Annotated in this window: 22 protein-coding genes and 2 tRNA genes; 6 read left to right on the top strand and 18 right to left on the bottom strand. The window is 72.0% G+C overall.

Going from position 1 to position 23094, the window contains the following annotated elements; all coding sequences use genetic code 11:
- Positions 1-68 precede the first annotated feature (68 nt).
- The 3 genes from OG514_RS13655 to OG514_RS13645 all read right to left on the bottom strand — a co-directional run bounded on the left by OG514_RS13655 (position 69) and on the right by OG514_RS13645 (position 2281).
- Entirely contained in the window at positions 69-941 is an 873-nt protein-coding gene (locus OG514_RS13655) for an amidohydrolase family protein (RefSeq protein WP_266900846.1), read from the bottom strand.
- Between the two features lie 76 nt (positions 942-1017).
- The gene (locus OG514_RS13650; RefSeq protein WP_266894318.1) at positions 1018-1353 is read right to left on the bottom strand and encodes an antibiotic biosynthesis monooxygenase; all 336 of its coding nucleotides are present in this window, start codon (positions 1351-1353) and stop codon (positions 1018-1020) included.
- Positions 1354-1450: 97 nt separating this feature from the next.
- Positions 1451-2281: a DUF2797 domain-containing protein gene (locus OG514_RS13645; RefSeq protein WP_266894316.1), complete on the bottom strand. Its 831-nt coding sequence runs from the start codon at positions 2279-2281 to the stop codon at positions 1451-1453.
- Between the two features lie 64 nt (positions 2282-2345).
- Here OG514_RS13645 and OG514_RS13640 point away from each other — a divergent pair, with 64 nt between their 5' ends.
- Positions 2346-2747 carry a hypothetical protein gene (locus OG514_RS13640; RefSeq protein WP_266894314.1) on the top strand — a complete coding sequence of 134 codons (402 nt, stop codon included), beginning with the start codon at positions 2346-2348 and terminating at the stop codon, positions 2745-2747.
- On the opposite strand, the gene OG514_RS13635 is transcribed toward OG514_RS13640, so the two are convergent.
- From OG514_RS13635 to OG514_RS13620, 4 genes are all read right to left on the bottom strand, one after another.
- Entirely contained in the window at positions 2732-3556 is an 825-nt protein-coding gene (locus OG514_RS13635; protein ID WP_266894313.1) for a BRO family protein, read from the bottom strand. The two genes, OG514_RS13640 and OG514_RS13635, sit on opposite strands and share 16 nt — an antisense overlap.
- Positions 3557-3698: 142 nt before the next feature.
- A complete protein-coding gene (locus OG514_RS13630; RefSeq protein ID WP_030318096.1) occupies positions 3699-4064 on the bottom strand; it encodes a PH domain-containing protein in 366 nt (121 codons plus the stop codon).
- 132 nt (positions 4065-4196) lie between these two features.
- Positions 4197-4781 carry a hypothetical protein gene (locus OG514_RS13625; RefSeq protein ID WP_266894308.1) on the bottom strand — a complete coding sequence of 195 codons (585 nt, stop codon included), beginning with the start codon at positions 4779-4781 and terminating at the stop codon, positions 4197-4199.
- Positions 4782-5625: 844 nt separating this feature from the next.
- Positions 5626-6129, bottom strand: a complete 504-nt coding sequence (locus tag OG514_RS13620) for a MarR family winged helix-turn-helix transcriptional regulator (protein WP_266894306.1) — start codon at positions 6127-6129, stop codon at positions 5626-5628.
- A gap of 96 nt (positions 6130-6225) precedes the next feature.
- Here OG514_RS13620 and OG514_RS13615 point away from each other — a divergent pair, with 96 nt between their 5' ends.
- The 3 genes from OG514_RS13615 to OG514_RS13605 are packed head-to-tail and all read left to right on the top strand — an operon-like array spanning position 6226 to position 8235.
- Entirely contained in the window at positions 6226-6690 is a 465-nt protein-coding gene (locus OG514_RS13615) for an SgcJ/EcaC family oxidoreductase (protein ID WP_266894304.1), read from the top strand.
- Between the two features lie 58 nt (positions 6691-6748).
- Positions 6749-7441, top strand: a complete 693-nt coding sequence (locus tag OG514_RS13610; RefSeq protein ID WP_266894302.1) for an SgcJ/EcaC family oxidoreductase — start codon at positions 6749-6751, stop codon at positions 7439-7441.
- The gene (locus tag OG514_RS13605) at positions 7438-8235 is read left to right on the top strand and encodes an SDR family oxidoreductase (protein ID WP_266894300.1); all 798 of its coding nucleotides are present in this window, start codon (positions 7438-7440) and stop codon (positions 8233-8235) included. The genes OG514_RS13610 and OG514_RS13605 overlap by 4 nt, the downstream gene beginning before the upstream one ends.
- Before the next feature lie 164 nt (positions 8236-8399).
- On the opposite strand, the gene OG514_RS13600 is transcribed toward OG514_RS13605, so the two are convergent.
- Positions 8400-8472 (bottom strand) — tRNA-Arg (locus OG514_RS13600).
- Between the two features lie 200 nt (positions 8473-8672).
- A tRNA-Ser gene (locus OG514_RS13595) sits at positions 8673-8763 on the bottom strand.
- 380 nt (positions 8764-9143) lie between these two features.
- On the opposite strand from OG514_RS13595, the gene OG514_RS13590 reads away from it, so the two are divergent.
- Positions 9144-9569 (top strand): SSI family serine proteinase inhibitor, encoded by a 426-nt coding sequence (locus OG514_RS13590; RefSeq protein WP_266894298.1) that lies wholly within the window; start codon positions 9144-9146, stop codon positions 9567-9569.
- 147 nt (positions 9570-9716) lie between these two features.
- Positions 9717-13721, top strand: a complete 4005-nt coding sequence (locus OG514_RS13585) for a PAS domain-containing protein (RefSeq protein ID WP_266894296.1) — start codon at positions 9717-9719, stop codon at positions 13719-13721.
- 71 nt (positions 13722-13792) lie between these two features.
- Here the strand turns inward: OG514_RS13585 and OG514_RS13580 are convergent, their stop codons facing one another.
- The 9 genes from OG514_RS13580 to OG514_RS13540 form a co-directional block, all read right to left on the bottom strand.
- Positions 13793-15445, bottom strand: coding sequence for a long-chain fatty acid--CoA ligase (locus OG514_RS13580; RefSeq protein WP_266894294.1), 1653 nt, complete (start codon positions 15443-15445; stop codon positions 13793-13795).
- A 163-nt stretch (positions 15446-15608) separates the two neighbouring features.
- Positions 15609-16154 carry a SigE family RNA polymerase sigma factor gene (locus OG514_RS13575; protein WP_266894292.1) on the bottom strand — a complete coding sequence of 182 codons (546 nt, stop codon included), beginning with the start codon at positions 16152-16154 and terminating at the stop codon, positions 15609-15611.
- A gap of 125 nt (positions 16155-16279) precedes the next feature.
- Positions 16280-17500, bottom strand: a complete 1221-nt coding sequence (locus OG514_RS13570; protein WP_266894290.1) for a DUF1906 domain-containing protein — start codon at positions 17498-17500, stop codon at positions 16280-16282.
- Positions 17501-17552: 52 nt separating this feature from the next.
- Entirely contained in the window at positions 17553-18719 is a 1167-nt protein-coding gene (locus OG514_RS13565) for a lipid-transfer protein (protein WP_266894288.1), read from the bottom strand.
- Positions 18716-19099 (bottom strand): MaoC family dehydratase, encoded by a 384-nt coding sequence (locus tag OG514_RS13560; protein WP_266900845.1) that lies wholly within the window; start codon positions 19097-19099, stop codon positions 18716-18718. The genes OG514_RS13565 and OG514_RS13560 overlap by 4 nt, the downstream gene beginning before the upstream one ends.
- A gap of 44 nt (positions 19100-19143) precedes the next feature.
- On the bottom strand, positions 19144-20208 hold the full coding sequence (locus OG514_RS13555) for an acyl-CoA dehydrogenase family protein (protein WP_266894286.1): 1065 nt from the start codon (positions 20206-20208) through the stop codon (positions 19144-19146).
- 1 nt (position 20209) lies between these two features.
- The gene (locus OG514_RS13550) at positions 20210-21172 is read right to left on the bottom strand and encodes a bifunctional MaoC family dehydratase N-terminal/OB-fold nucleic acid binding domain-containing protein (protein ID WP_266894284.1); all 963 of its coding nucleotides are present in this window, start codon (positions 21170-21172) and stop codon (positions 20210-20212) included.
- Positions 21169-22335: an acyl-CoA dehydrogenase family protein gene (locus tag OG514_RS13545; RefSeq protein ID WP_266894282.1), complete on the bottom strand. Its 1167-nt coding sequence runs from the start codon at positions 22333-22335 to the stop codon at positions 21169-21171. Before OG514_RS13545 ends, OG514_RS13550 begins: the two co-directional genes overlap by 4 nt.
- A gap of 205 nt (positions 22336-22540) precedes the next feature.
- On the bottom strand, positions 22541-22846 hold the full coding sequence (locus tag OG514_RS13540) for a hypothetical protein (RefSeq protein WP_015034951.1): 306 nt from the start codon (positions 22844-22846) through the stop codon (positions 22541-22543).
- Between the last annotated feature and the right edge of the window lie 248 nt (positions 22847-23094).

The raw sequence follows: 23094 nt of genomic DNA, 5'->3' as shown, positions 1-23094 counted from the left end.
GGAACCCACGCTCGCGGGCGCCGCTGAGAGGCCTCTTTCCCTTTCCTGTGAATTCCCTGAGAAAGGACTCAGCGGTCCGAGGACGGTTTCACGTGAAACAACGCGGCGCCGTTCTCGTACAGGACGCCCCGGAGCCAGTCGTCCCCGAGCCCGAGACGTTCGAGGGCCTGGAGCTGGTGCACGTACGGATACGGGATGTTCGGGAAGTCGGAGCCGAGGAGGATCCGGTCGCCGACGTCCACGAGCCGCTTGAGCTCCGCCTCGGGGAACGGCGCCAGTCGCTCGCTGAAGTCGGTGAAGGCCATGGTGGTGTCCAGGTGGACGCCCTCGTACCGCTGGGCGAGATCGAGGAAGTCGCCGTACTCGGGCATCCCCATGTGGGCGACGATCACGCGCAGCCTGGGATGCCGGGCGAGCAGCCGCGCCATGGGCCCGGGCCCGGTGAAGTTGCCCGGGGTGGGCCCGGAGCCGCAGTGGACCACGACGGGGGTGCCGCTGTCGGCGAGGGCTCCCCAGACCCCGTCCAGCGCGGGGTCATTCGGGTCGAAGCCGCCGACCTGGAGGTGCACCTTGAAGACGCGGGCTCCGGCGGCGAGCGCCTCCTGGACGTACCGGTCGACGCCCGGCTCGGGGAAGAAGGTCGCGGTGTGCAGACAGTCGGGGGTGCGGGCGGCGAAGTCGGCGGCCCAGGAGTTCAGCCAGGCGCCCATCCCGGGCTTGTGGGGGTAGAGCATCGCGGTGAAGGCGACCGCCCCGAAGCCGCGCAGGAGAGCGAGCCGGCGCTCCTCCTCCTCGCGGTAGGTGATGGGCCACTCCATGCCGGTCAGCGGACCGACGGCGTCGAAGTAGGCCCAGACCTTGTCGAGGACGTTCTGCGGCATGAAGTGCGTGTGCACGTCCACGAGCCCGGGAATGCCGAGCCGCTCGACGAGGGCCCGGATGTCGTCGGCCTCACGGCGCTCGCGGTTCTCGCTACCGGCGCGGTCCTCTCGGCTCTCGTGGCTCTCTCGGCTCTCGCTACTCGCGCTCAAAGCTGTAACTCCGTTCGACCTTGCCGATGTGGACGCTGTAGCTGTCGTACCAGTGCTCCCGGCCGTGGGCCTTGGCGGCCTGGTGCTCGGCGTGCAGACGCCAGGCGTCGAGTGCCTCCAGGTCCCGGAAGTAGGCCACGGTGATGCCGATGCCGCCGGGACTACGGGCGGACTCGTGGCCGAGGAAGCCGGGCATCTCTCTGGCGAGTTCGTCCATCCGTGCGGCCGTCTCGGCGTAGCCCTCGGGGGCGTCGGGCCGGATCGAAGTGAACACAGCCGTGTAGTAGGGCGGTTCGAGGTCCGCCACCAGCTTGGGGGTCATGTGATCACCCTTGCCGGGCCGGTGGGGGGATGTCCACAGCGCCCGGGCAAGGGGATCCAAGACTTTACGAAGGGACCGCTGCGGTCGGCCGGCCCCCTCAGAACAGCTCCCCCTGGGTGCTCGGGTCGACGGCGGACACCGCTTCCGACACCGGCACGGAGAAGGCCTCGCCCTCCCCCGCCGCCTGGAGCGCCCAGCCGCCCATCAGCCGGGTGTCGAGGGCGAGACAGCGTCCGCCCGGGTCGAGGAGGTGCAGATCGGGCCCGGCGGCGGCGAGCAGCCGCCCGCTGACGACACCCCCGTCGACCAGCTCCGTGACCGTGCCGGCGAGCGGCGGCAGCCCGTCGAGACCGAAGGCCGGGACGTGGTCACGCGGGGCGAACTCCAGCGGCTCCAGGGTCTCCGTCCAGCCGCCCACCTCCCGCGCTCGCCGGTGCAGCTCCCCGACCTCGCGGGCCCGTTCCGCAGCGGCCGGCAGCGCGTGCCGGGCGGCCCGCTTCCGCTCGTACGCCACGCGGTCGGGGATCCCCAGAGCCTGCCGCAGCACCTCCTCGGTCCGCCGGGCGGCCATCAGCGGCCCCCGCCCGAGCCAGCTGAACGTGACGGCGCCCTGTTCGAGGAGCCGGGCCTCGCCCCGGGCCTCGGCGGTGATCCCCACCTTGGTCATACCGGGCCCGAACCAGGCCAGGTACACCCGGTAAGGCTGCGGATCGTCCAGGAAGGTGTCGGCGGCCACGGAGTGCGCCCGGTCGAGCCGCGCGCATTCCGCGCACCGCCCGCCGGTGGCCCGGCCCGGCACGACGGCCTCCAGGGGACAGGGGTTCCCCCGGGCCCCGGGACACCGCCGCTCCCCCACGGCCCGGAAGGCGAGCACCTGCCCGTACGCGAGGGCACTGACCTTCCCGCCCCGCCACCGCAGCCCGGGCACGCCCCCGCTCCAGGTGATCCCCCGACACCGCCACTCCACGCCCGCGCCTCCCTATGCTCCGTGGATGCCCAGTCTCCGACACATCCGGTTCCAGTCCCCGACCCGGAGCCCCCGGGGGCATCACCCCGGCGTCTTCGGACTGGCCAATTCGCTGGCCGAGGAGGGCAGGCTCTCCCCCGAGGAGTGGGCGGTCTGGCGCTCCTCGAACGACTGGTACGACGCCCACTTCCCGAACCCGACCACGGTCGACCCGACGGTCTACGACCCGGAGCTGAACCCGGGCGCCGCCGCCTGGTTCCGCCCGACGGCGACCGAGGCACTGGCCCGGGTCGCCCCGTACCTCCGCATCCTCAGTGACCACGGAGTGCCCTGTGTACGCCTGGAGTCGGCGAACCCGGGCAGGATCGTCTACGAGGACGCGTACCAGGTGGTGGCGGTGGCAGCGGCGCCCTACGGCAGGACGTAGATCCGTGCCCCGTCCGCGTCGGGCCCCCCGACCTCCCGCATGCAGCCGCGCTCGATGAGGAGGCGTACGCAGTCCCGGACGCGCTCGCGGGAGAGACCGGTGCGCCGGGTGACGTCCTGCGCCCGGTAGCGGACCCCGCCCCGGACCAGAGCGGGGGCGAGGCAGCTGGCGACCGTCCGTACATCGCCGGTGATGGCCCAGGACTCGACGAGCTCCTGCGGGGTGAGGGCGACGGCGGCGCCGGTGCGTTGGCGCGGCACGGAGAGCCGCTCAAGGGAGTCGGCGACCCTTGAGAGACTCCGCCGGGTCTCACGGAGCAGCTCCGCGTACTCGGTGTGCTCGGCGTACGCGGCGGCCCGCTCGTCGAACTGTCCGTCGAGGCGTACGAGGACGTCGACGAGCTGCTGCGGCAGGACGAACCCGGTGTGCACGGGGGAGGGTTCGAGCCCGTACCCCCCGTACCGCTGGATCGCCGCTATGACCTCGGCCGTCCACGCCCGGAACGGGCCGGCCTCCGGTCTCCGGCAGGCCCCGACGAGCTGGACGAGCCCCTGCAGGCTCACCATCCGCGTCGCCGCCCTGATCCCGCACCGCCCGAGGAACTCCTCGCCCCCGGCGAGCTCCCGCGCGGACACCAGGCACGTCCCGGGCAGGTCCACGGTCCGCAGTGCCTCCCGCGTCCCCGCGTACCCCAGCCGCTTCGCCACGTCCACGACGGGGAACCAGTGGGTCCCGTCCGGCGCGGTCAGGCGCCGCAAGGGCGCACCGGTGGCGGCGTACACCAAGTCATCGATGTCGATCGCGTCCATCGATCATCACCTCCGCCTCGCAAGCTAGGACGAAGGCATATTCAACTGACATGCAAATAAGACAGGTTCACCCAAAAGGGGAGGGATTCCCGGGTATGCCCCCGGAAATCCCTCCCCCACGCCTATGGCGGCGCCCCGCTGCCTACCGGGCGACGAACTGAGTGAGGATCGCCTGCACCTCGTAGATGTCGACGCCCTTGGTGAAGGTCTTCTGGACCGGCAGCTGGCTGCCCGAGATCCAGATCTTCAGCTCGGCGTCCAGGTCGAAGGTGCCGGCGGTCTCGACCGCGAAGTGCGTGATGCTCTTGTACGGGATCGAGTGGTACTCGACCTTCTTGCCGGTGATGCCCTGCTTGTCGACCAGCACGAGCCGCCGGTCGGTGAAGAAGATCGTGTCGCGGATCAGCAGGTACGCGGCGTGCACCTGCTCCCCCTGCCCGAGCAGCCGCGCGTAGTCCTGCTGCGCCTGCGCCGGATCAATCGCGTGCGCGTTTCCGAAGAGCGCCATGCCCCAACCCCCACCTTCGAAGCGAAAAGAACGATCATCCGACCCTAACCCCCCGACCGGCCGACGCCGAAGGCCCCCCGGACCACCCCCGAACCCCCACCTCACCGGCTGCAGCACGCCAGGAGCCACGCACTATTCGAGCGCAGGCACGCCGTTCCTATCGAGTGTGACGCTAAACGTTTGGCCATCTTGTGCAACCAGCGCCCCCCTCCCCTCATATTCATTCACGGTTCCGTCCGAGTATGTGACGACAATCTTGACGGAATAGTTCACCTCCAGGTCGGCCACGGCCTTGTCCAGATAAAAGACGTCTGTTGCGCTGGAATCATTTTCGTTCGTAGTCAGAACCAAGGGATCGGATCCAGCAATACTGATCTCGTCCCGCTCTTCGACAACCCCCTCGTCCTCCCACAGTTCACTCACGACGTTCACCGCAATTTGGGAACTCGGCGATTCCGTCGAAGCCACAGATGTCACAGGAGTCGTAGGAGTCGTTTTAGGTTCCGAATTGGACTGCGCCACGTATATGAAGCCGAAAATGGCCAGGCCGTAGGTCACGATACTGACCGCCAGGATGGCGACCCTGGGAAGGCGTCCGATGCTCCCTTCCAGGGTGATGTGGAACTGCGACGACCCCATGCTCGCCCCGCGCCCCACGATCCCAATCAGGAGAAGGAAAGTCGCGATGACAAGGGTGACGATCGGGAAGAATTCCATTCCGGTGCCCCTCTGTAGCAACCGCCGCAGACCTCAGGGCAAGCGCTTGTCGGTAGCGCGCACGGGTGATTCACCTGAAGGAGGCCACGAAGAATGCGCCTAAGTCGCTTGTAGGCCAGGCGCGACGAGGGTGCCGATGACATGCGGCCCGGCCAGCTGCCTTGATCTTCGATACCAGAGCCCTCTCCCCATCTCCCACCATGCGCTCGCCGGACGCGTCTCGCAAATGGAAGCGGCAGCTGAACTGCGGGGTCATGGAGCGGCTTTGGGCGGGGTCACCATGAGGCGCGCAATCACACGGCAGTCGGCAAATGACCCGGTAATCCGATGGCGACGCGCCGGGCAGTCTCCGACGCGGGACGCCCCTACAGCTCCGGCCAGACGTGCGGCTCCAGGTAAGCGTGCCGCCCGAGGAAGAACCAGTAACCCGGTCAGCGCTCGGACCTGAGCCCGTCGCTGTACCTCGCTGCCGTACGGCCCCACAACGCGAGAAGCCCGGACTCTCGTCCGGGCCTCTCGTCCATGGGCACTCGGCAGGATTCGAACCTGCGATCTTCCGATCCGCAGGCGCGTGCCGACCCACATCCATGGAAGGCGGCCCCGGCCGGCTCACGGCCCAAAACGATCTGCCGTCCTCACACATGCGCTGGTGTACGCGGACGTTGATGTCAGCGGCTGATGTCAGGCGCCGTCCTCCAGCCGCCGGCAACTCCTGCGCGTCAGACTTCTTCCCTGTCCCTCGAACCAGTTGGCCAAGGTGGACCTAGGGGGTGTCTTGTCGATCAGTCCGGGCTCGCGGCGGCTGGTGCCGCGCCCTGATCCGGCCTGATCGACAGGACACCCCCTAGCCGGTCTCCTCCGGCTTCTCCGGCCGGCGCTTGCTCCGCCGGGGCGCCGCGGCGCCGCGGATCTCCTCCGTGGCCGCGCGGAACGCGGGCGCGGCGCGGGCGAAGTAGTCGAAGAGCACGGCCTGGTGCTCCGGCGGGTAGGAGCCGATCACCGCCGCGATGTGCCGGCGGGCCGGGCCGACCACGTCCTCGATGCGACCCAGCGCGTCCGGCACCGGCTCCACGATGACCCGGCGCCGGTCGCTCGGATCGGCGGCCCGGCGGGCGTAACCGGCCCGTTCGAGTCGGTCGATGAGCCGGGTGGTCGCGCCCGTGGTCAGCCCGGTACGAGTGGCGAGCTCACCGGAGGACAGGCCCCCCTCAAGGGTGATGAGGCTGAGCGCGTACCACTCGGACGTGTGCAGACCGGCCGCCTCGGCGCTGGCCAGACCCTGGAGTCCGACGGCGTCCAGGTACTGCCGGAAGACCGTGTGCGCGTCCGCGTCGCTACCTGTTGCCATTCTCGGGATCGCCTCCTACCTTTATATCTGCACGCATGCAGATACTGCGTTCAGTCAGTATCTGCATGAGTCTAGCCAATTGGGGAGTGGTCCGTCATGCAGCCCATCAGCACGTCCACCAGCGAGTCCGTCGCCTCCGTCCAGGCCATGCTGAACCGCCTCGTCGCCGCCTGGGAGCGCCACGACGCCGAGGCCTACGGCGAGCTGTTCACCGAGGACGCCACGTACATCACCTACGTCGGCACCTTCTACCGGGGGCGCCGCGACATCGTGGAGAGCCACCGCACCCTCTTCACCGGCTTCCTCAAAGGCACCCGGCTGGCGGACGAGGTTCTCGACATCCGCTTCTACGGGCCCGGCGTGGCCGTGGTGAACGGGCGCGGGGACACCTACAAGGGCAAGCGCCCGGAGAAGCTCGCCAAGATCCAGACGTACACGCTCGTCCGCGAGGCCGACGGGCAGTGGCGGATCGCCGCCTTCCAGAACACCAAGCGCAAGCCGCTGCTGGAGGCCGTCTCCTACCGCTTCGCCCCGGGCCTCGTCCCGTCCGCCGAGCACTGACGTGCGCGGCCGCCGACCCGCACCACTCGCCGACCCGACGACCTTACGGAGAGCCCACATGACCACCGATCTCGCCACCGCCGCCGCCCCGCGCGACGGAGCCGATGCCCCGGCCACCTCGCCCGCCCCTCCCGCCTCGCCCCGCCGACGTCGACGCACCCTCAAGCGCGCTCTGATCGCCACCGCGCTCACCCTCGGCCTGACAGCCGGTGGGGGCTACCTGTGGCTGGACTCCGCCTCGGAGGTCAAGGTCACCGGCGCCGCGGCGTGCACCGCCGTCACCCCGGCGGGCACCGGCACCGGCACCGGCACGGGAGACCGCGACGCCGTGTGCGGGGTGCTGTCCTCGCTCGCCGCGGCGTGGGGTGCGGCCGACGCCGACGCGTACGGAGCCCTCTTCACGCAGGACGCCACGTACACGACCTACGTCGGCACCCACTACCAGGGCCGCGGCGACATCACCGAGGCCCACCGGGCCCTCTTCGGCGGCTTCGTCAAGGGGACGAAGCTGGCCGACTCCATCCTGGGCATCCGTTTCCTCGGCCCCGACGCGGCCGTCGTCACCAGCCGCGGCGACACGTACACGGGCGGGCGGCCGGGAGAGCTGTCGAAGGTCCAGACGTACACCCTCACCCGGGAAGCCGACGGGCGGTGGCGGATCGCGGCCTTCCAGAACACGCAGCGCCAGCCGGTCATGGAGAAGGCCTCCTTCCTGCTGTCCCCCGGCACGGTGCCCAGGGCCGAGAAGTGACCGCCCGAGCCGCCCGACCTGCCCGACCCGCTCGCGCCGCCTTGGTCACCGGGGCCAGTGCGGGCATCGGCCTGACCTTCGCCCGCGAACTCGCCTCGGCCGACTGGACCGTGACCGCCGTGGCCCGGAGCGAGGACCGGTTGCGCGCCCTCGTGGAGGAGCTCGGGCCCGGCCACCGCTACCTGGTCGCCGACCTCTCGACCCCCGAAGGGCAGGGACTGGTCGCCGCCGAGCTGGTCCAGCGTCCCGTCGAGCTGCTGGTCAACAACGCCGGCACCGCCCACCACGGCCCCTTCACCGGGACCGGGCCGCGGGAAGCGCTGGCCGCCCTGCACCTGAGCGGCGACGCCGTCGTCGTACTGGCGCACGCCTTCCTCTCCGGGGCCCGGCGCGGGGACGCGCTCATCAACGTCTCCTCCACCCTCGCGCACGCCCCGGCCCCGGGCCTCGCCGTCTACAGCGCCGGCAAGGCCTTCGTGACGGCCTTCTCCGAAGCCCTCTGGTACGAGCAACGCCCCCTCGGCGTCCACGTCATGGCCCTCTCCCCCGGCCCGACCGCCACGGAGCCGGAGACGGAGCCGGAGCCGGAGCCCAGCTCCCGGGCGGCCTCCCGTCGCCACCAGGACGCCCCGGCGGCCATGGTCCAGAGCCCGGCGGCGGTCGTACGCACCGCCCTGCGCGCCCTGGACCGCCGTACCGGCCCCCTCGTCGTCCCGGGGCGGGCGAACTCCCTCTTCGTCCTCGCCACCCGCCTGCTGCCACGCCGCACGCTCCTGGCGATGCTCAGCCGCTAGACCTGCGACCAGGAGCCCCTACGGGCCGAGGCAGCCCGGCCTCGCACCCTTTCGGAGGATCCTTCGGCACTCGCAGACAGCGATCAACGCGGTTGCTGTACTTCGCTGCTGTACACCCTGACAACGCAAGAGGCCCGGACTCTCGTCCGGGCCTCTCATCCATGTGCACTCGGCAGGATTCGAACCTGCAACCTTCTGATCCGTAGTCAGATGCTCTATCCGTTAAGCTACGAGTGCTTGTTCTTTTGTCTTGCCTTCGCTCCCCGGTCTTTCGACCCGCTCGCGGCGACAGACAGAACATTACATGACTGCCGCCGCCATGTGAAATCCATTGACCCCACCCCTTGTGACCTGCGAAAACGTCGTACAGGGCAGTGGGCGGACCCCTCCGGGAACGGCCGAAGCCCCGGCCTGTGGGGCCGGGGCTTCGGTAGGGGCGGAGGCGGAGGGATTTGAACCCTCGATGGGCTTTAAGACCCAAACCGCATTAGCAGTGCGGCGCCATAGACCGGACTAGGCGACGCCTCCATGCACCTCGCGCATGCGCGGTGGTGCGTGCAGATGATGACACAGGCGAACCGGCTGTCACCAATCGATTCTCACCGTACTAGCCCTCCGGGGTCGAGAGCAAAGCCCAGCGCCCCCCGTCGTGCCGTCCGCCGGAACCACCGGAGCCGTACCGAGCCACCTCCCGGCCGGATCCGCCGCCCGCCCGGAGCCGCTCTTCGCGCCGGAACCGCCGCCCGCCCGGAGCCGCCCTCCTCGCCGGAGTCGCCGGCCTGAGCCGCCCGGCGCACCCCGCTTGCGCAACGCCCCGGCGCCCGGAGCGTTAGAGGGGGCGGGGCGGGGCACGCCGTGCGCCCGCGCCTGCCCGCCGCACACCCGCTCCCCCGTTCCTGGAGATCCGCATGCTGCGCCGCCTCGTCCTCTCGACCCTCGCCACCGCCGCCGCCGGCACCGCCGGGTTCGGTCCGCTGCCGCCACTGCCTCTGCTCTCGCCGCCCGAGGCGCTGACCGTGACCGTCTCCGAGAGCGGATATCCGAACGCCGACGGCACCTTCGAGCTGACGTGTGACGATCCGGCGGGCGGGACCCACCCGGCCCGCGAGCACGCCTGCGCGCGTCTGGAGCAGCTCGCGAAGGCGGGCGAGAACCCGTTCAAGCCCGTGCCCGCGGACCAGTTCTGTACGCAGGTCTACGGCGGGCCCGCGGTCGCCCACATCACCGGCACCTGGCAGGGCCGCTCGGTCGACGCCCGCTTCTCCCGCGCCGACGGCTGCGAGATCGACCGCTGGGAAAATCTGGAGCCAGTCCTTCCTCTTGTCCGGGGATGAGACAGGATGGGCCGGGATGAGACCGGGGTCACCCCCCGGAGGCTCCCTTAGACTCCCTTCCGTGACAGGGTGCGGCCCGAGGGGCAAGATGGGGCCGGCCGGCCGATAGGGCATGCACGTTGCAGTGCGTCAGGGAGGAACGTCGTCGTGAGCAGCAGGCCATCCCGGGGCGCTGCTCGCCTCGCAGCCATACTCGACGCCCTTCCCGACGGCCTCGTGCTCGTCAATTGCAACGGCACGGTCGTCAACGCCAACACCATCGCCCTCGGCATGTTCGAGACGCCGGGCACCGCACTCGTCGGGCGCGGCCTGCTCGACCTCCTGCCCGAGTTCGACTCGCGCCTCATCCCCGGCTCCATGCGCCGACCCGAAGGCACCGACGAGCGGGGCCGCACCAAGCCGACCCGCATGATCGCCCGCCGCACGGACGGCAGCGAGTTCCCCGTCGAGGTGACCAGCGCCAGCCTGGAGGACGGCCGCGAGGCCTATGACTCGTACGGCGGCTACACCGGCGACGAGCTGCTCATGCTGGTCGTCCGGGACCTCACCGGCACCCTCGACACCGAGGCCGAACTCGCCCGCTCGCAGCGGCAGACCGAGATGATCCTGCGCGCCGCCGCCGAGGGCGTCGTCGGCACGGACACCGACGGCCGGGTCGTCCTGGTCAACCCCGCCGCCGCCCAGATCCTCGGCTACCGCGCCGGCGAACTCGGCGGCCAGGAGCTGCACCCGCTGATCCTGTCCAAGCGGGCCGACGGCGAGCCCTTCCCGTACGAGGACTCGCCGCTCGCCGACACCCTCAAGTCCGGCCGCAAGCACCGCGTCCGCGGGCAGGTCCTCTGGGCGAAGAAGGGCGACCGGGTGCCGGTCGACCTGACGACCGCTCCGGTCCGCGACGGCGACCAGCTCGTCGGCGCCGTCATGACCTTCACCGACCGCAGGCCGTACGAGCAGCTCGTCGACGAGCACGCTGCCGAGATCACCGAACTGACCGAGCGGAACGCGGCGGAACTCGCCGACCGCGCCGAACGGAACGCCGCCGAACGGGAGGCGCAGCAGGAGCGGTACGCCTCCCTCACCGCCCGGCACGAGCAGCTCACGGCCGTCCTCGCCGAGTCGCTGCGCGGCCCCCTGGAGGAGCTGCGCGCCCAGCTCGGCACCCTCGCCGCCGACGACGCCGGACAGCTCTGGCCCGAGGCCAACCAGGTCCTGCACCACCTCGCCGCCGGCTACGCCCGGATGACGGCGCTCGTCGACAACGTCCTCGGCTACCAGCGCCTGGACGCGGGCGCGGAAGCGCTCGACAAGCACGTCGCGCTCCTCGACGGCGTCGTGACGGCGGGCATCGACGGGGCCGTCGATCTGATCGGACCCGGCCGCGCCCAGTTCGCCGTGCACGCGCCGCCCATCGAGGCCGAGGTCGACGCGGCCCGGCTCGCGACCGCGCTCTCGCACCTCGTCGCGGACGTCGCCGGCGTCGACGCGACCGGCAAGAACCGGACGACCGCCCAGGGCTCCGTACCGGCCGACTCCACGATCGTCGTCGCGGCCGCACAGCGCGGTGACGTCGTACGGATCGAGGTCCGCGGCCCGTACGCGGGCGGCGACCCGGTCCACGGGCCCGTCGTGCGTGGGATCGTGGCGGCGCACGGCGGTGTCGTGCAGACCCACGAGGTGCCGGGGACGAGCGGCGGCGCGTATGTGCTGGAGGTCCCGCTCGGCACCGGGCGGGGCACGATCCCCGCGACGCGGCCGACGGCCACGGCGGGATCGGCGGAGAGCAGGAACGGCGGGCCGAGCGGTGCGCTGGCTCTTGGACCGGCCGGTGGACCGGCTGGTGGACCGGCCGATGGGCCGGCCGGTGGTGGTCGGGAGGCGCTCGCGCTGCCCGTTCAGGCCTCCGCGCCCGTCACAGCCCCTCCTGCTCCTATCGCTCCTTCCGCTCCGTCCGCTCCTTTCGGTGACTCCACGGACGGCTCCGGTGGGGGGCGGCGGCGGGCCCGGCGCGGATCCACGGATGCCTTCCTGGAGAGTTCGGTCGCCCCTGAGGGCGGTGCGGAACCCAGTGGGCGCCGCCGTGCCCGTACGGGTGAGGCCGCCGGAGGAGCCGCCGACCTGATCCCGGCCCAGCAGAACTCGGGCGTAGGGCAGGCCGTTTCCGCCTCCGGCTCGACCCCTTCAGCCTCCTCCGCCTCCTCAGGCACTTCCGGCGCTTCCGGCGTCGAGCCGACCGGGCGTCGGCGGGGGCGGCCCGCCGAGGGGTCCGTCGTGACCGCCGCCGAGGGTGCGCAGGGGCGGGCCGCGCTCGGCGCCGCCGTGCCGCCGCAGGGTGTCTCCGTCGAGCCCTCGGGGGCTGCTTCGGCTCCCGCCCTCGCGCGTGCGCTGCCGGCCGTCGCCTCCGCGGAGGCCGCTCCCGAGGTTCAGCCGAGCGGGCGCCGTCGGCGTGCGCTCGCCGCCGCGCAGGAACGGGCGGCCGCGGCCGAAGCCGGGCCCCGGACGCCGTTCGCGCTCCCGCCCGCTGACGCCGACCGCGCCCCCGACGAGGTCGTGTCTCCGTTCGCCATGCCGGGTGCCGCTCCCGTCACCGGGCCGCTGCCGGTCTCCGACGAAGGGCAGCACGAGGCCGTACGGGGTGTCCCCGGCGCCGAACACACGCCTCCGCAGCCCCATCCGCACGGGCAGCCGCAGGGCCCGGTGCCGTCGCCGGTTCCGCCCGTGATGCCGCCGGCCGAGCCGACCGGGCGCCGCCGGGCCGTCGCACCTCCGCCGCCCGAGCCGGAGCCGGACTCGGTGCCGCGGGTGCCGCACGCTCCGTCGTCCTCCCCGGCTCGGCCCGAGCCCCGCAACAGCACCGGTTCCGGGACCGGCACCGGTTCCGTACCGCTGCCGCCCGAGCTGCCCATGCCGAAGGACTCGACCCAGGGACGGGCGTTCAGCGTCCGCACGCTCGGGCAGGGCGTCCCCTTCGTCCCTCCGACCGCCGTGGCCTCCCCGCCCGTCCCTCCCGTCCCTCCTGTGGCGGTCCCCGTCGCCCCGGTGGCCTCTCCCGTCCCGGCGGCCCCCGCGGCCTCCGGGACGCCCTCCAACGGCTCCGGGCGGCGGCGTAAGCTCGCCACCCCGCCGGAGGTCGACCCGCCGGTCCCGGCCGCGCTCCCCGCACCGTCCAACGGCGAGGCCAGGCCGCACCCGCAGACGGAATCCCCTTCGCAGGCCCTGGCCCAGACCCCGTCTCAGGCCCTGTCTCCGGCCCAGGCCCCCTCGCAGCCCGAGGCCTCGCTCGGGCTCGTCCCCGCCGCACCCGAGGGCCGCGCGTACGCCATAGGGGCGCCCGCCGAGGGCTCCGCCGAGGGGCCCGAGCCGCTCGACGGCCCCGGTGGCGCCGTCGAGGTCGCCAACCGGCCCGCGCCCCGCCCCGTCGACGACGAACTCCCCCCGGAGCCCCTCGACAACCCGCGCCGGCTGCTCGTCTGGCCCGCTCCCGACGTCTCCACCCAGCAGGCGCTGAGCGACCGGGGCTACCGGCCGGTGATCGTGCACTCCCGCGAGGAGGTCGACGCCCAGATCGCCGCCTTCCCGGCCGCGCTCTTCGTCGACCCGCTGACCGGGCCCATCACCCGTACCGCGCTCCAGTCGCTCCGTCAGGCGGCCGTCGCCGCCGAGGTTCCCGTGCTCCTCGCGGCCGGACTCGGGCAGGCGACCCGGGAGGCCGCGTACGGCGCCGATCCCGCCGTACTCCTCAAGGCGCTCGCGCCGCGCGACAGCGAGCAGCACCCGTCCAGGGTCCTGCTGATCGAGGAGAACGAGGACATCGCTGAGGCGCTCGCGGCCACCCTGGAGCGGCGCGGCATGCAGGTCGCCCGGGCCGCCACGGACACCGAAGCGGTCACCCTCGCCACACAGACGCAGCCCAACCTCGTGGTGATGGACCTGATGCAGGTGCGCCGCCGACGGGCCGGGATCATCGACTGGCTGCGGGCGAACGGGCAGCTCAACCGCACCCCGCTCGTCGTCTACACCTCGGCCGACCTCGCCGAGGAGGAGCTGCCGAGGCTGTCCTCCGGCGAGACGGTCCTCTTCCTCGCCGAGCGCTCGAACAGCGCCGAGGTCCAGGCCCGGATCGTCGACCTGCTCGCGAAGATCGGCACCAACTAGAACGCGGGAACGCGGTACGGGGAGGGCTTCGTCGTCGAAGCCCTCCCCGTACCGCGTTCCACCGCCGGTGACTACAGCTGGGTCACGTCCAGCTCGCCCTCCGCGTACTGCTTTCGGATGACCTTCTTGTCGAACTTGCCCACGCTCGTCTTCGGCACCGCCGGCACGATCGCCCAGCGCTCCGGCAGCTGCCACTTGGCGATGCCGCCCTCGTCGGCGAGGAAGGCCTTCAGCGTCTCGTAGTCCGCCGTCGCCCCCTCCTTGAGGACGACGGTCGCCAGCGGGCGCTCGCCCCACTTCTCGTCCGGCACGGCGACGACGGCGGCCTCGGCGACCTCCGGGTGCGCCATGATCGCGTTCTCCAGCTCGACGCTGGAGATCCACTCGCCGCCGGACTTGATGACGTCCTTGGCGCGGTCGGTGAGGGTGAGGAAGCCGTCGGGGCTGATCACGCCGACGTCGCCGGTCTTGAGCCAGCCGTCCTCGCTGAACTTGTCCGCCGGGCGGATCGCCTCGCCGTCGATGCCGCCGAAGTACGAGCCCGCGATCCAGGTGCCGCGCACCTCCAGCTCACCGGCGGACTCGCCGTCCCAGGGCAGGTGTTCGCCGGCCGGGCCGACCAGACGCGCCTCGACGCCGGCCGGGAAGCGGCCCTGCGTGACGCGGTACGGCCACTCCTCCTCGGCGGTCAGGCCGTGCGGCGGGTGGGCCATCGTGCCGAGCGGGGAGGTCTCGGTCATGCCCCAGGCGTGACAGAGGCGGACACCGAGCCGGTCGTACGCCTCCATCAGCGCGGGCGGACACGCCGCGCCGCCGATGGTGACCTGGGACATCGAGGAGAGGTCGCGGGGGTTCGCGGTGACCTCGGCGAGCAGGCCCTGCCAGATGGTGGGGACGGCGGCCGCGTGGGTCGGCTTCTCGCGCTCGATCATGTCGGCGAGCGGGGCCGGCTGGAGGAAACGGTCCGGCATGAGCATGTTGATGCCGGTCATGAAGGTGGCGTGCGGCAGGCCCCAGGCGTTGACGTGGAACTGCGGGACGACGACCAGGGTCGTGTCCTTGTCGGTGAGGCCCATCGACTCGGCCATGTTCACCTGCATCGAGTGCAGGTAGATCGAACGGTGCGAGTAGACGACACCCTTGGGGTCGCCGGTGGTGCCCGAGGTGTAGCACATGGCGGCGGCCGAACGCTCGTCCAGCTCGGGCCAGTCGTACGTGGTCGGCCGGCCCGCGATCAGCTCCTCGTAGTCGTGCACGCGGGGCGCCACGCCGTCCAGGACGGAACGGTCCCCGGGACCCGCGACCACGATGTGCTCGATCGTCGGCAGGTGCGGCAGCAGCGGGGCGAGGAGGGGGAGCAGGGAGCCGTTCACGAGGACGACCCGGTCGGCGGCGTGGTTGACGATCCACACCAGCTGCTCGGGGGGAAGACGGAGGTTGAGGGTGTGCAGGACCGCACCCATGGAGGGAATCGCGAAGTACGCCTCGACGTGCTCCGAGTTGTTCCACATGAGGGTCGCGACCCGCTGGTCGCCGATGACCCCGAGTTCGTCGCGCAGGGCGTTGGCCAGCTGGTGCGCGCGTGCTCCGGCCTCCGCGAACGTGCGGCGCTGCGGCTCGGGCTCGCCCGTCCAGGTGGTGATGATCGACTTCCCGTGAATCGTCATCCCGTGCTTGAGGATGCGGCTCACGGTCAGCTGTACGTCCTGCATGGTGCTGTACACGGGGCGTCCTCCCGGTGGGCGCTACGTGGCAGAAAGGGTGTGGCGATTCTGCGCACGTACCGCGCGGTATGTCACTACCCGAGAGTACGGAAATTGCCAGTGATCGCTGGCAGGAGTGGTGGTATGTGGCGATTGCCGAGGATTTCGACCCCGGGCGGCAGGGCTACCGGACGGGGGTCAGTTCCGGGTCCTCGCGGAGCTTGCCGAGCGCTCGCGACACCGCGCTCTTGACCGTGCCGACGGACACCCCGAGCACCTCGGCGGTCTGGGCCTCGCTGAGGTCCTCGTAGTACCTGAGGACCACCATCTGGCGCTGACGCTCCGGCAGCTTCAGCACCGCACGCCACATCGCGTCGTGCAGCACCTGCCGCTCGGCCGGGTCCGGCTCCGGGAGACCGGCCGGCTCGGGCAGCTCCTCGCAGGCGAACTCGTCGACCTTGCGCTTGCGCCACTGCGACGTGCGCGTGTTCAGCAGCGCGCGGCGTACGTAGCCGTCCAGGGCACGGTGGTCCTCGATGCGCTCCCAGGCGACGAACGTCTTGGCCAGCGCGGTCTGCAGCAGGTCCTCGGCGTCGCAGGGGTTGGCGGTCAGGGAGCGCGCGGTGCGCAGCAGTACGGGCCCACGCGCCCGTACGTACGAGGAGAAGGTCGAGTACGACGCGTACTGCGAGGCACCGGCGCAGACGGGGCCAGAGGGTGGCGGAGTCATGACTCCACGCTAGGAGGGGAGGGCCGTCCGGCGGATCGGCCCCAGGTCCCGACCCGCTGTCCGCCTCAGGTTGTAGGGGTGGGGACGGCCTCACCTCCTATGGGTGGAGACTCCTCGGGTCCGCGTCAGGGTCGAGGGCCGCCGAGCGCCCCCTCCTCGACCCCGATCGGCGCTGCCGAGTCCCCGTCAGGCGTCCCGCGGGCCAGGGACGCGGCGACCGGCGTGACGCTGGCCACCGGCGCGTCCATCGCGTTCCGGTCGATGTTGAGGCGGCGCCCGCCGTACGCCTCGGTGACGTTGCCCGCGTACTGGTGGATCCGGGCGTGCGGCATCCACGCCTCCGGGTGCAGCACCGGCTCGGTGTACAGCGTGGGCCGCCCCAGCCAGCGCGCGAACCACATCACGGCCGGCAGGTCCTGCGTACCCGCCCGCCGCGCCGCCTCGATGTCCCGCACCCCCGTGTCCGCGCTGCTGTAGTACCCGGGCACGTAGCCGAGGCGCCGCACCTCCCGGCTCCAGGCGCGGACGAAGGAGAGGGTGGTCGCGGTGCAGCCCGCGTCACCCGAGCGGTACGCCTCGATGTCGAGGTAGAGCGGGCTGCTCGTGTCCAGCCCCAGGGCGGACGCGGCCCGCACCGCGTCGGCCCCCTCCTGGGTGCCCTGGCGCACGGGGCTGCTCCCGATGGCGAAGGGCCGCTTGGCCGCGGCCGTGACGCACGGCGCCTGGGACCCGACGAACAGCGGCAGCAGCCGCCAGCCCATCGCGTGGACGGAGGCGACCCAGGCGGGGTTCAGCTCCCGCTGGGTCGGGCAGCCGCGCCCCCGGCCGCCGAAGTAGATCCCGACGGCGCCGTACGGCGAGCTGCGCCAGGCCTTCATCACCGCGAGGGACGGCGCCTCACAGGTGTCGAAGGCCCGGCCGACGTAGTGGGCGGGGGCGGCGAGGGTGGTGGAGCGGGACGGGGTCCCGGACTCGGCTCCCTCTCGGGCCGCGGAGGCCGGGAGGGGAGCGGCGACCAGGGCCGCCCCGGCAAGCACCGCCACCAGTGCACCGACCACGGCCCGCACCCCGGCAGGCGACGCGAACCGCGAGCGGGTGGGTGAGGGGGTCGGGGAGAGGGGCAGGGACGGCGAGCGGGTGGGTGAGGGGGTGGGTGAGGGGGTGGGTGAGGGGGTCGAGGACGGCAAGCGGGTCGGGGAGAACGGCAGGGACGGCGAGGGGGTCCGGGACGGTGTGGGTGCGGGCGGGGGTCCGGCGACGGGCGTGGACGTCGGGGCGGGCCCGGCGACGGGCGTGGGTGTCGTCGGGGCGGGTCCGGGCTCCGGCGGCGGTGCGTGTGTGCTCATGCCGCGAGTGAAGGACCGCCCGCCCCGCCCGGCCACCGCAGGGGCCGTCGCCTCAGCCGTCCGTGCCCAGGATCAACCCGGACGTGGGAACCCCGGTGCCCGCCGTGACCAAGGTCCGCTCTGCCCCGGGTATCTGGTTCACGGAGGTGCCGCGCAGCTGCCGTACCGCCTCCGCTATGCCGTTCATGCCGTGCAGATAGGCCTCGCCGAGCTGCCCTCCGTGCGTGTTCAGCGGCAGCGCGTCCGCCGCGACGAAGTCGGCTGCCTCTCCCGGCCCGCAGAAGCCGAACTCCTCCAACTGCATCAGCACGAACGGGGTGAAGTGGTCGTAGAGGATGCCGACGTCGATGTCGCTCGGTGCGAGCCCGGAGGTCCGCCAGAGCTGCCGGGCCACCACGCCCATCTCCGGAAGGCCCGTCAGCTCGTCCCGGTAGAAGCTGGTCATCGCCTCCTGCTTCCGGCCGGCACCCTGCGCCGCCGCCAGGATCACGGCGGGCGGGCGCCGCAGGTCGCGAGCGCGCTCGACGGAGGTGACGACGATCGCCTGGCCGCCGTCGGTCTCCTGGCAGCAGTCGAGGAGCCGCAGCGGTTCGGCGATCCAGCGCGAGGCGGCGTGGTCGGCGAGGGTGATCGGCTTCCCGTGGAAGTACGCGGCGGGGTTGCGGGCCGCATGGCGCCGGTCGGTGACGGCGACATGGCCGAAGGCGTCCGGGGTCAACCCGTAGGTGTGCAGATACCGCTGCGCGATCATCGCGACCCAGGAGGCCGGCGTGAGCAGCCCGAAGGGCAGCTGCCAGCCGAGCGCGGCGCCCTCGGCGGAGGGCTCGCGCTGCTGGACGCCGGAGCCGAAGCGGCGCCCGGAGCGCTCGTTGAACGCCCGGTAGCAGACGACGACCTCGGCGACCCCGGTGGCGACGGCGAGCGCGGCCTGCTGCACGGTGGCGCAGGCGGCCCCGCCCCCGTAGTGCACGCGGGAGAAGAAGGACAGCTCGCCGATGCCGGCCGTCTGGGCGACGGTGATCTCGGGGTTGGTGTCCATGGTGAAGGTGACCATGCCGTCGACGTCGGCGGGAGCGAGCCCGGCGTCGTCGAGGGCCGCCCGTACCGCCTCGACGGCGAGGGAGAGCTCGCTGCGGCCCGAGTCCTTGGAGAACTCGGTGGCGCCGATGCCCACCACGGCCGCCCGGCCGCCGAGTCCGTCCCGGGTGCGGAGGCTCATCGCGGCACCTCCACGGTGACCGTCCCCGTGACGTGGTGCCCGAGGCCGTTGGCCCCGACGACCCGGACCTGTGCGGTGTCCCCGTCGACCTCGGTGACCGTGCCGGTCAGGACCATGGTGTCGCCGGGGTGGTTGGGGGCGCCGAGCCGGATGGCGACCCTGCGGAGGACCGCGCGGGGGCCGAAGTGGTCGGTGATGTAGCGGCCGACGAGACCGTTGGTCGTGAGGATGTTCATGAAGATGTCCGGGGAACCCTTCTCCCGGGCCAGCTCGGCGTCGTGGTGCACGTCCTGGTAGTCGCGGGAGGCGACGGCCCCGGCGACGATCAGGGTGCGGGTGATCGGGACCGTCAGCGGCGGCAGCTCGTCCCCGGGCTTCATGACGGACTCCACGACGGGCTTCACGACGGGCTTCACGACCGGCTTCATGACAGTTCTCCTTCCGCGAGCAGGTCGCCGAGTTCGGCGAGGAGTTCGGTGCCGCAGCCGAGGTAGGCGTCGAGCTGCCGGCCCCACAGGAAGTGCCGGTGGACGGGGTGGTCGAGGTCCGCGCCCATGCCGCCGTGCAGGTGCTGCCCGGCATGCACGACCCGCTTCCCCGCCTCGGAGGCCCACCAGGCGGCCGTCAGGCCCGCCCCGGTGGCGTCCAGGGCCTCGTCGAAGCGCCAGGCCGCCTCGTAGGCGGTGACCCGGATGGCCTCGGTGTCCATATGCGCGTCGGCGGCCCGCAGTTGCACGGCCTGGTGGGTGGAGAGCGGGCGGCCGAACTGCTCACGTACGGAGGTGTACTCCACGGCCCTGGCGAGCGACCCGGCGCAGACCCCGGCCTGGAGCCCGGCGAACGCGATCCGCGCGGCGGCGAGCACGTCCGCGTAGGCAGCGCCCTCCCCACTCCGCTCCCCGTCTCCGGGCCCCTCCCCCGCCCCGAGCCGCTCCCCCGTCGTCCCGTCGAGGACGAGCCGGCCGGCGGACCACGGCGCGGTGAGCTCGACGGGATCGACCCGGGCCGCGTCCTCGGTGCGGACCAGCCACAGGGTGCGGTCCTCGTCCGGGACCAGGACGTGGGTGGCGTCCCTGAGCCACGGAACCCAGTCCACGGTCCCGCTGAGGCGTCCCTCGCGCGAGACGACCGTGCCGGACGCCGGAAAGGCCCCCGTCACCAGCGTCGTGCCGTCGCGGAGTCCGGGCATGAGCCGGGCGCGCTGCTCGTCCGTACCGTGCCGGGCGACGGCGAGGATGCCGTACACACCGGCGGCGGCGAACGGCACCTGGGCCGTCACGCGTCCCTGCTCCTCCAGGAGCAGCACCAGGCCGAGCAGGCCGGTCTCCTCGACGGAGCCGGGCAGTCCGGCGGCGCAGAGCGCCTTCCAGAGCTCGGCGTCGGTGCCGGTGCCGACCGCCCTGAGCCGCTCGTGGGTGGCGAGGTCGGCGAAGATCCGGGCGGCCAGCTCCCGGGCCGCCTCCTGCTCCTCGGTGGGGGTGAAGTCCATGTCAGTCCTCCCCTCCCGCGCGGAAGACGGGAAGCTCCAGCTCCTCGTCGACCCGCAGGAACTCCAGCCGCACCGGCATCCCGATCCGCACCTTGTCGTACGGCACCCCCACCACGTTGCTGATCATCCGTACGCCCTCGGCGAGTTCGATCAGCCCGACCGCGTAGGGCGGGTCGAAGGCCGGGAAGGGCGGGTGGTGCATCACCACGTACGAGAAGACCGTCCCCGTGCCGCTCGCCTCCACGGTGTCCCACTCCGCCGAGCCGCAGTCGGCGCACCCCGGCAGCCACGGGAAGCGGAGGGCCGCGCAGTCGCCGCAGCGCTGGATGAGCAGCCGGTGCGCGGCCACGCCCTCCCAGAATCCGGCGTTGTCCCGGTTGATCACGGGCCGGGGCCGCCGGGCGGCCTGGGCGGCGGGCTTCGGGGCGGCGGCGGGCTTGGGGGGCCTGGCCGCGGACGCGTACTTGAGGATGCGGAAGCGGTGGGTGCCCGCGAGTTCGCCGTCGGCCCGGACGTCCGTCCGGGTGGTGACGAAGTGTCCCGCCCCGAGCTTGGTGGTCTTGAGCTCCGAGACGGACTCGATGACGGTGTCGAAGGTGATCTCGTCGCCGGGCCGCAGCGGCCGCAGGTATTCCTGCTCGCAGTCGGTCGCGACCACGGAGGTGTATCCGGCCCCGTCGAGGAGGGCGAACAGTTCCTCGTGGGCGGAGGATCGGTCCGTGTGCCCCGAGAGGCCACCCATCGTCCAGGCCTGGAGCATCGTCGGCGGCGCGACGGCGTCGGGCCCGCGGTAGGCGGGGTGGGCGTCCCCCATGGCCTCGCACCAGTGCCGGATCATGGGCAGGTTGACCGGGTCCTTGCCGACGCCGGCCGTGGCGGCGGACCTCCCCGCGAACCCCGTGAGCCGCTCGTACAGCCCGTCCGCCGACGGGTCCGGCCCGTCCTGGCTCCGTGTGAGGGTCATCGCCGACCCCTCCCCTTCATGCCGAGCCGCATCCTCGCGACGATCTCGCGCTGCACCTCGCTCACCCCTCCCCCGAAGGTGTTGATCTGGGCGGCCCGGTTCATGCGCTCCAGCTCACCGGCGTCGAACTCCCCCGGTGATCCCGCTCGCACCGTCCCCGGCCCACCCGCGATCTCCTGACATATTCGATACACCTCCACCGCCGATTCGGTTCCCACGAACTTCACGCCGCTCGCATCTCCCGGAGCGAGCCGGCCGGCCCCCACGTCCCCCACCAAACGCCAGTTCAGCAGGCGTGTCGCCGCCAGCCGGGCATGCGCTTCGGCGGCGCGGATCCGCACCCACGGCTCGTCAATGCGGCGCCTGCCCGTCACCGGATCGGGGGTACGGGCCCGGTCGAGCACGGCGGCGAAGAAGTCCTCGGCCTGCATGCCGATCGCGGCGAGCGCGACCCGCTCGTGGTTGAGCTGGTTGGTGATGAGCCCCCAGCCGCCGTGCTCGGGCCCGACGAGGTTCCCGGCGGGGACCCGTATCCCGTCGTAGTAGGTGGCCGTGGTCGTCAGCCCTCCCACGGTCTCGATCGGGGTCCAGGAGAAGCCGGGCACGTCGGTGGGGACGAGGACGATCGAGATGCCCCGGTGCGGGGGCGCGTCGGGGTCGGTGCGGCAGGCGAGCCAGATCCAGTCGGCGTTCTGCGCGTTGGAGGTGAAGATCTTCTGCCCGTCGATCACCCAGTCCGCGCCGTCCCTGACCGCCCGCGTCCGGAGGGAGGCGAGGTCCGTGCCGGCCTCGGGCTCGCTGTACCCGATCGCGAAGACGGTCTCGCCACGGAGGATCCGGGGCAGGAAGGAGGCCTTCTGCTCCTCGGTCCCGTAGGTCATGAGGGTGGGGCCGACGGTGTTGAGAGTGACCATCGAGACGGGGGCGCCCGCGCGGTACGCCTCGTCGAAGAAGACGAACTGCTCGTCGGCGCCGCGGCCCTGCCCGCCGTACTCCTCGGGCCAGCCGAGTCCGAGAAACCCGTCGGCGCCGATCCGGCGGAGCAGCCGGCGCTGGGCGTCGGTGTCGGTGGCGGGAGGCGGTCCTTCGGGCATCACGTCCCGGAAGTACGCACGGAGTTCGGCGCGCAGCCGTAGCTGCCGCTCGGTCGGGGCGAGGTGCACGGCGACGGCCTCCCGGGGGACGACTGAGGTTTCTGACTGTCCGTCAGATAATGGACCTCTGTCAAGCTCGCCGACCGACGGGCGGCTCCCCCGGCGGGGAAAACGCGACGGCCCGCACGCCGGTACCGAAGTACCGGCGCACAGGCCGTCGTTCACACCGCGGTCACGCCCCCCGTCGGGCCGGCTGCCGTGCTGACCGAGCCGGTCACCACCACGGGTTGAAGTTGACCACCGCGTTGTTCTGGGCGATGTGGGTGAAGGCGGAGCCGTTCACACTGGCCGTGTTGTTCTGATTGGAGGCACCGGAACCGGTCGCCACCTGCTGCGTCGTGGTCGAGTTACCGAAGTTGTCCCCACCCACGCCGCTGCCGATGATCGTGGCGACGCTCGTGTTCGATCCGTCGTCCGCGAACCCACCGTTGTCGGCCTGGGCCACCCCGGTGAAGAGCGCGGCGGCGAGGGGCAGGGCGGCGGCAGCGGCGAGGATGCGGGCGGTACGGATGCTTGCCATGTCTGTTCCTCCGGGAACTGAAAGCTGGTGCTGTTGCACGGAACTGCTCTGAAGTGCCGTGAAGTACGGCCATTTCCAAGGCAGTTGGCCGACCGCCCCGGTCGTTCGTGCTCGACGTCGCGAATCCAGAGTTGCCCACCGAATCCCCGGCGAACCACCCCGGAGCACCCGATTCCCCCGCAAGCGTGAGGACAAGCCGATAAACCCGGGCGCTCCGCGGAACGGCCCAGCTCACACGGACGGGAAGA

The sequence above is a fragment of the Streptomyces sp. NBC_00572 genome (assembly GCF_026341815.1).
Lineage (GTDB): Bacteria > Actinomycetota > Actinomycetes > Streptomycetales > Streptomycetaceae > Streptomyces.
Note: the sequence above shows the minus strand (reverse complement) of the source record. Positions and strands in the feature narration are given on the sequence as shown.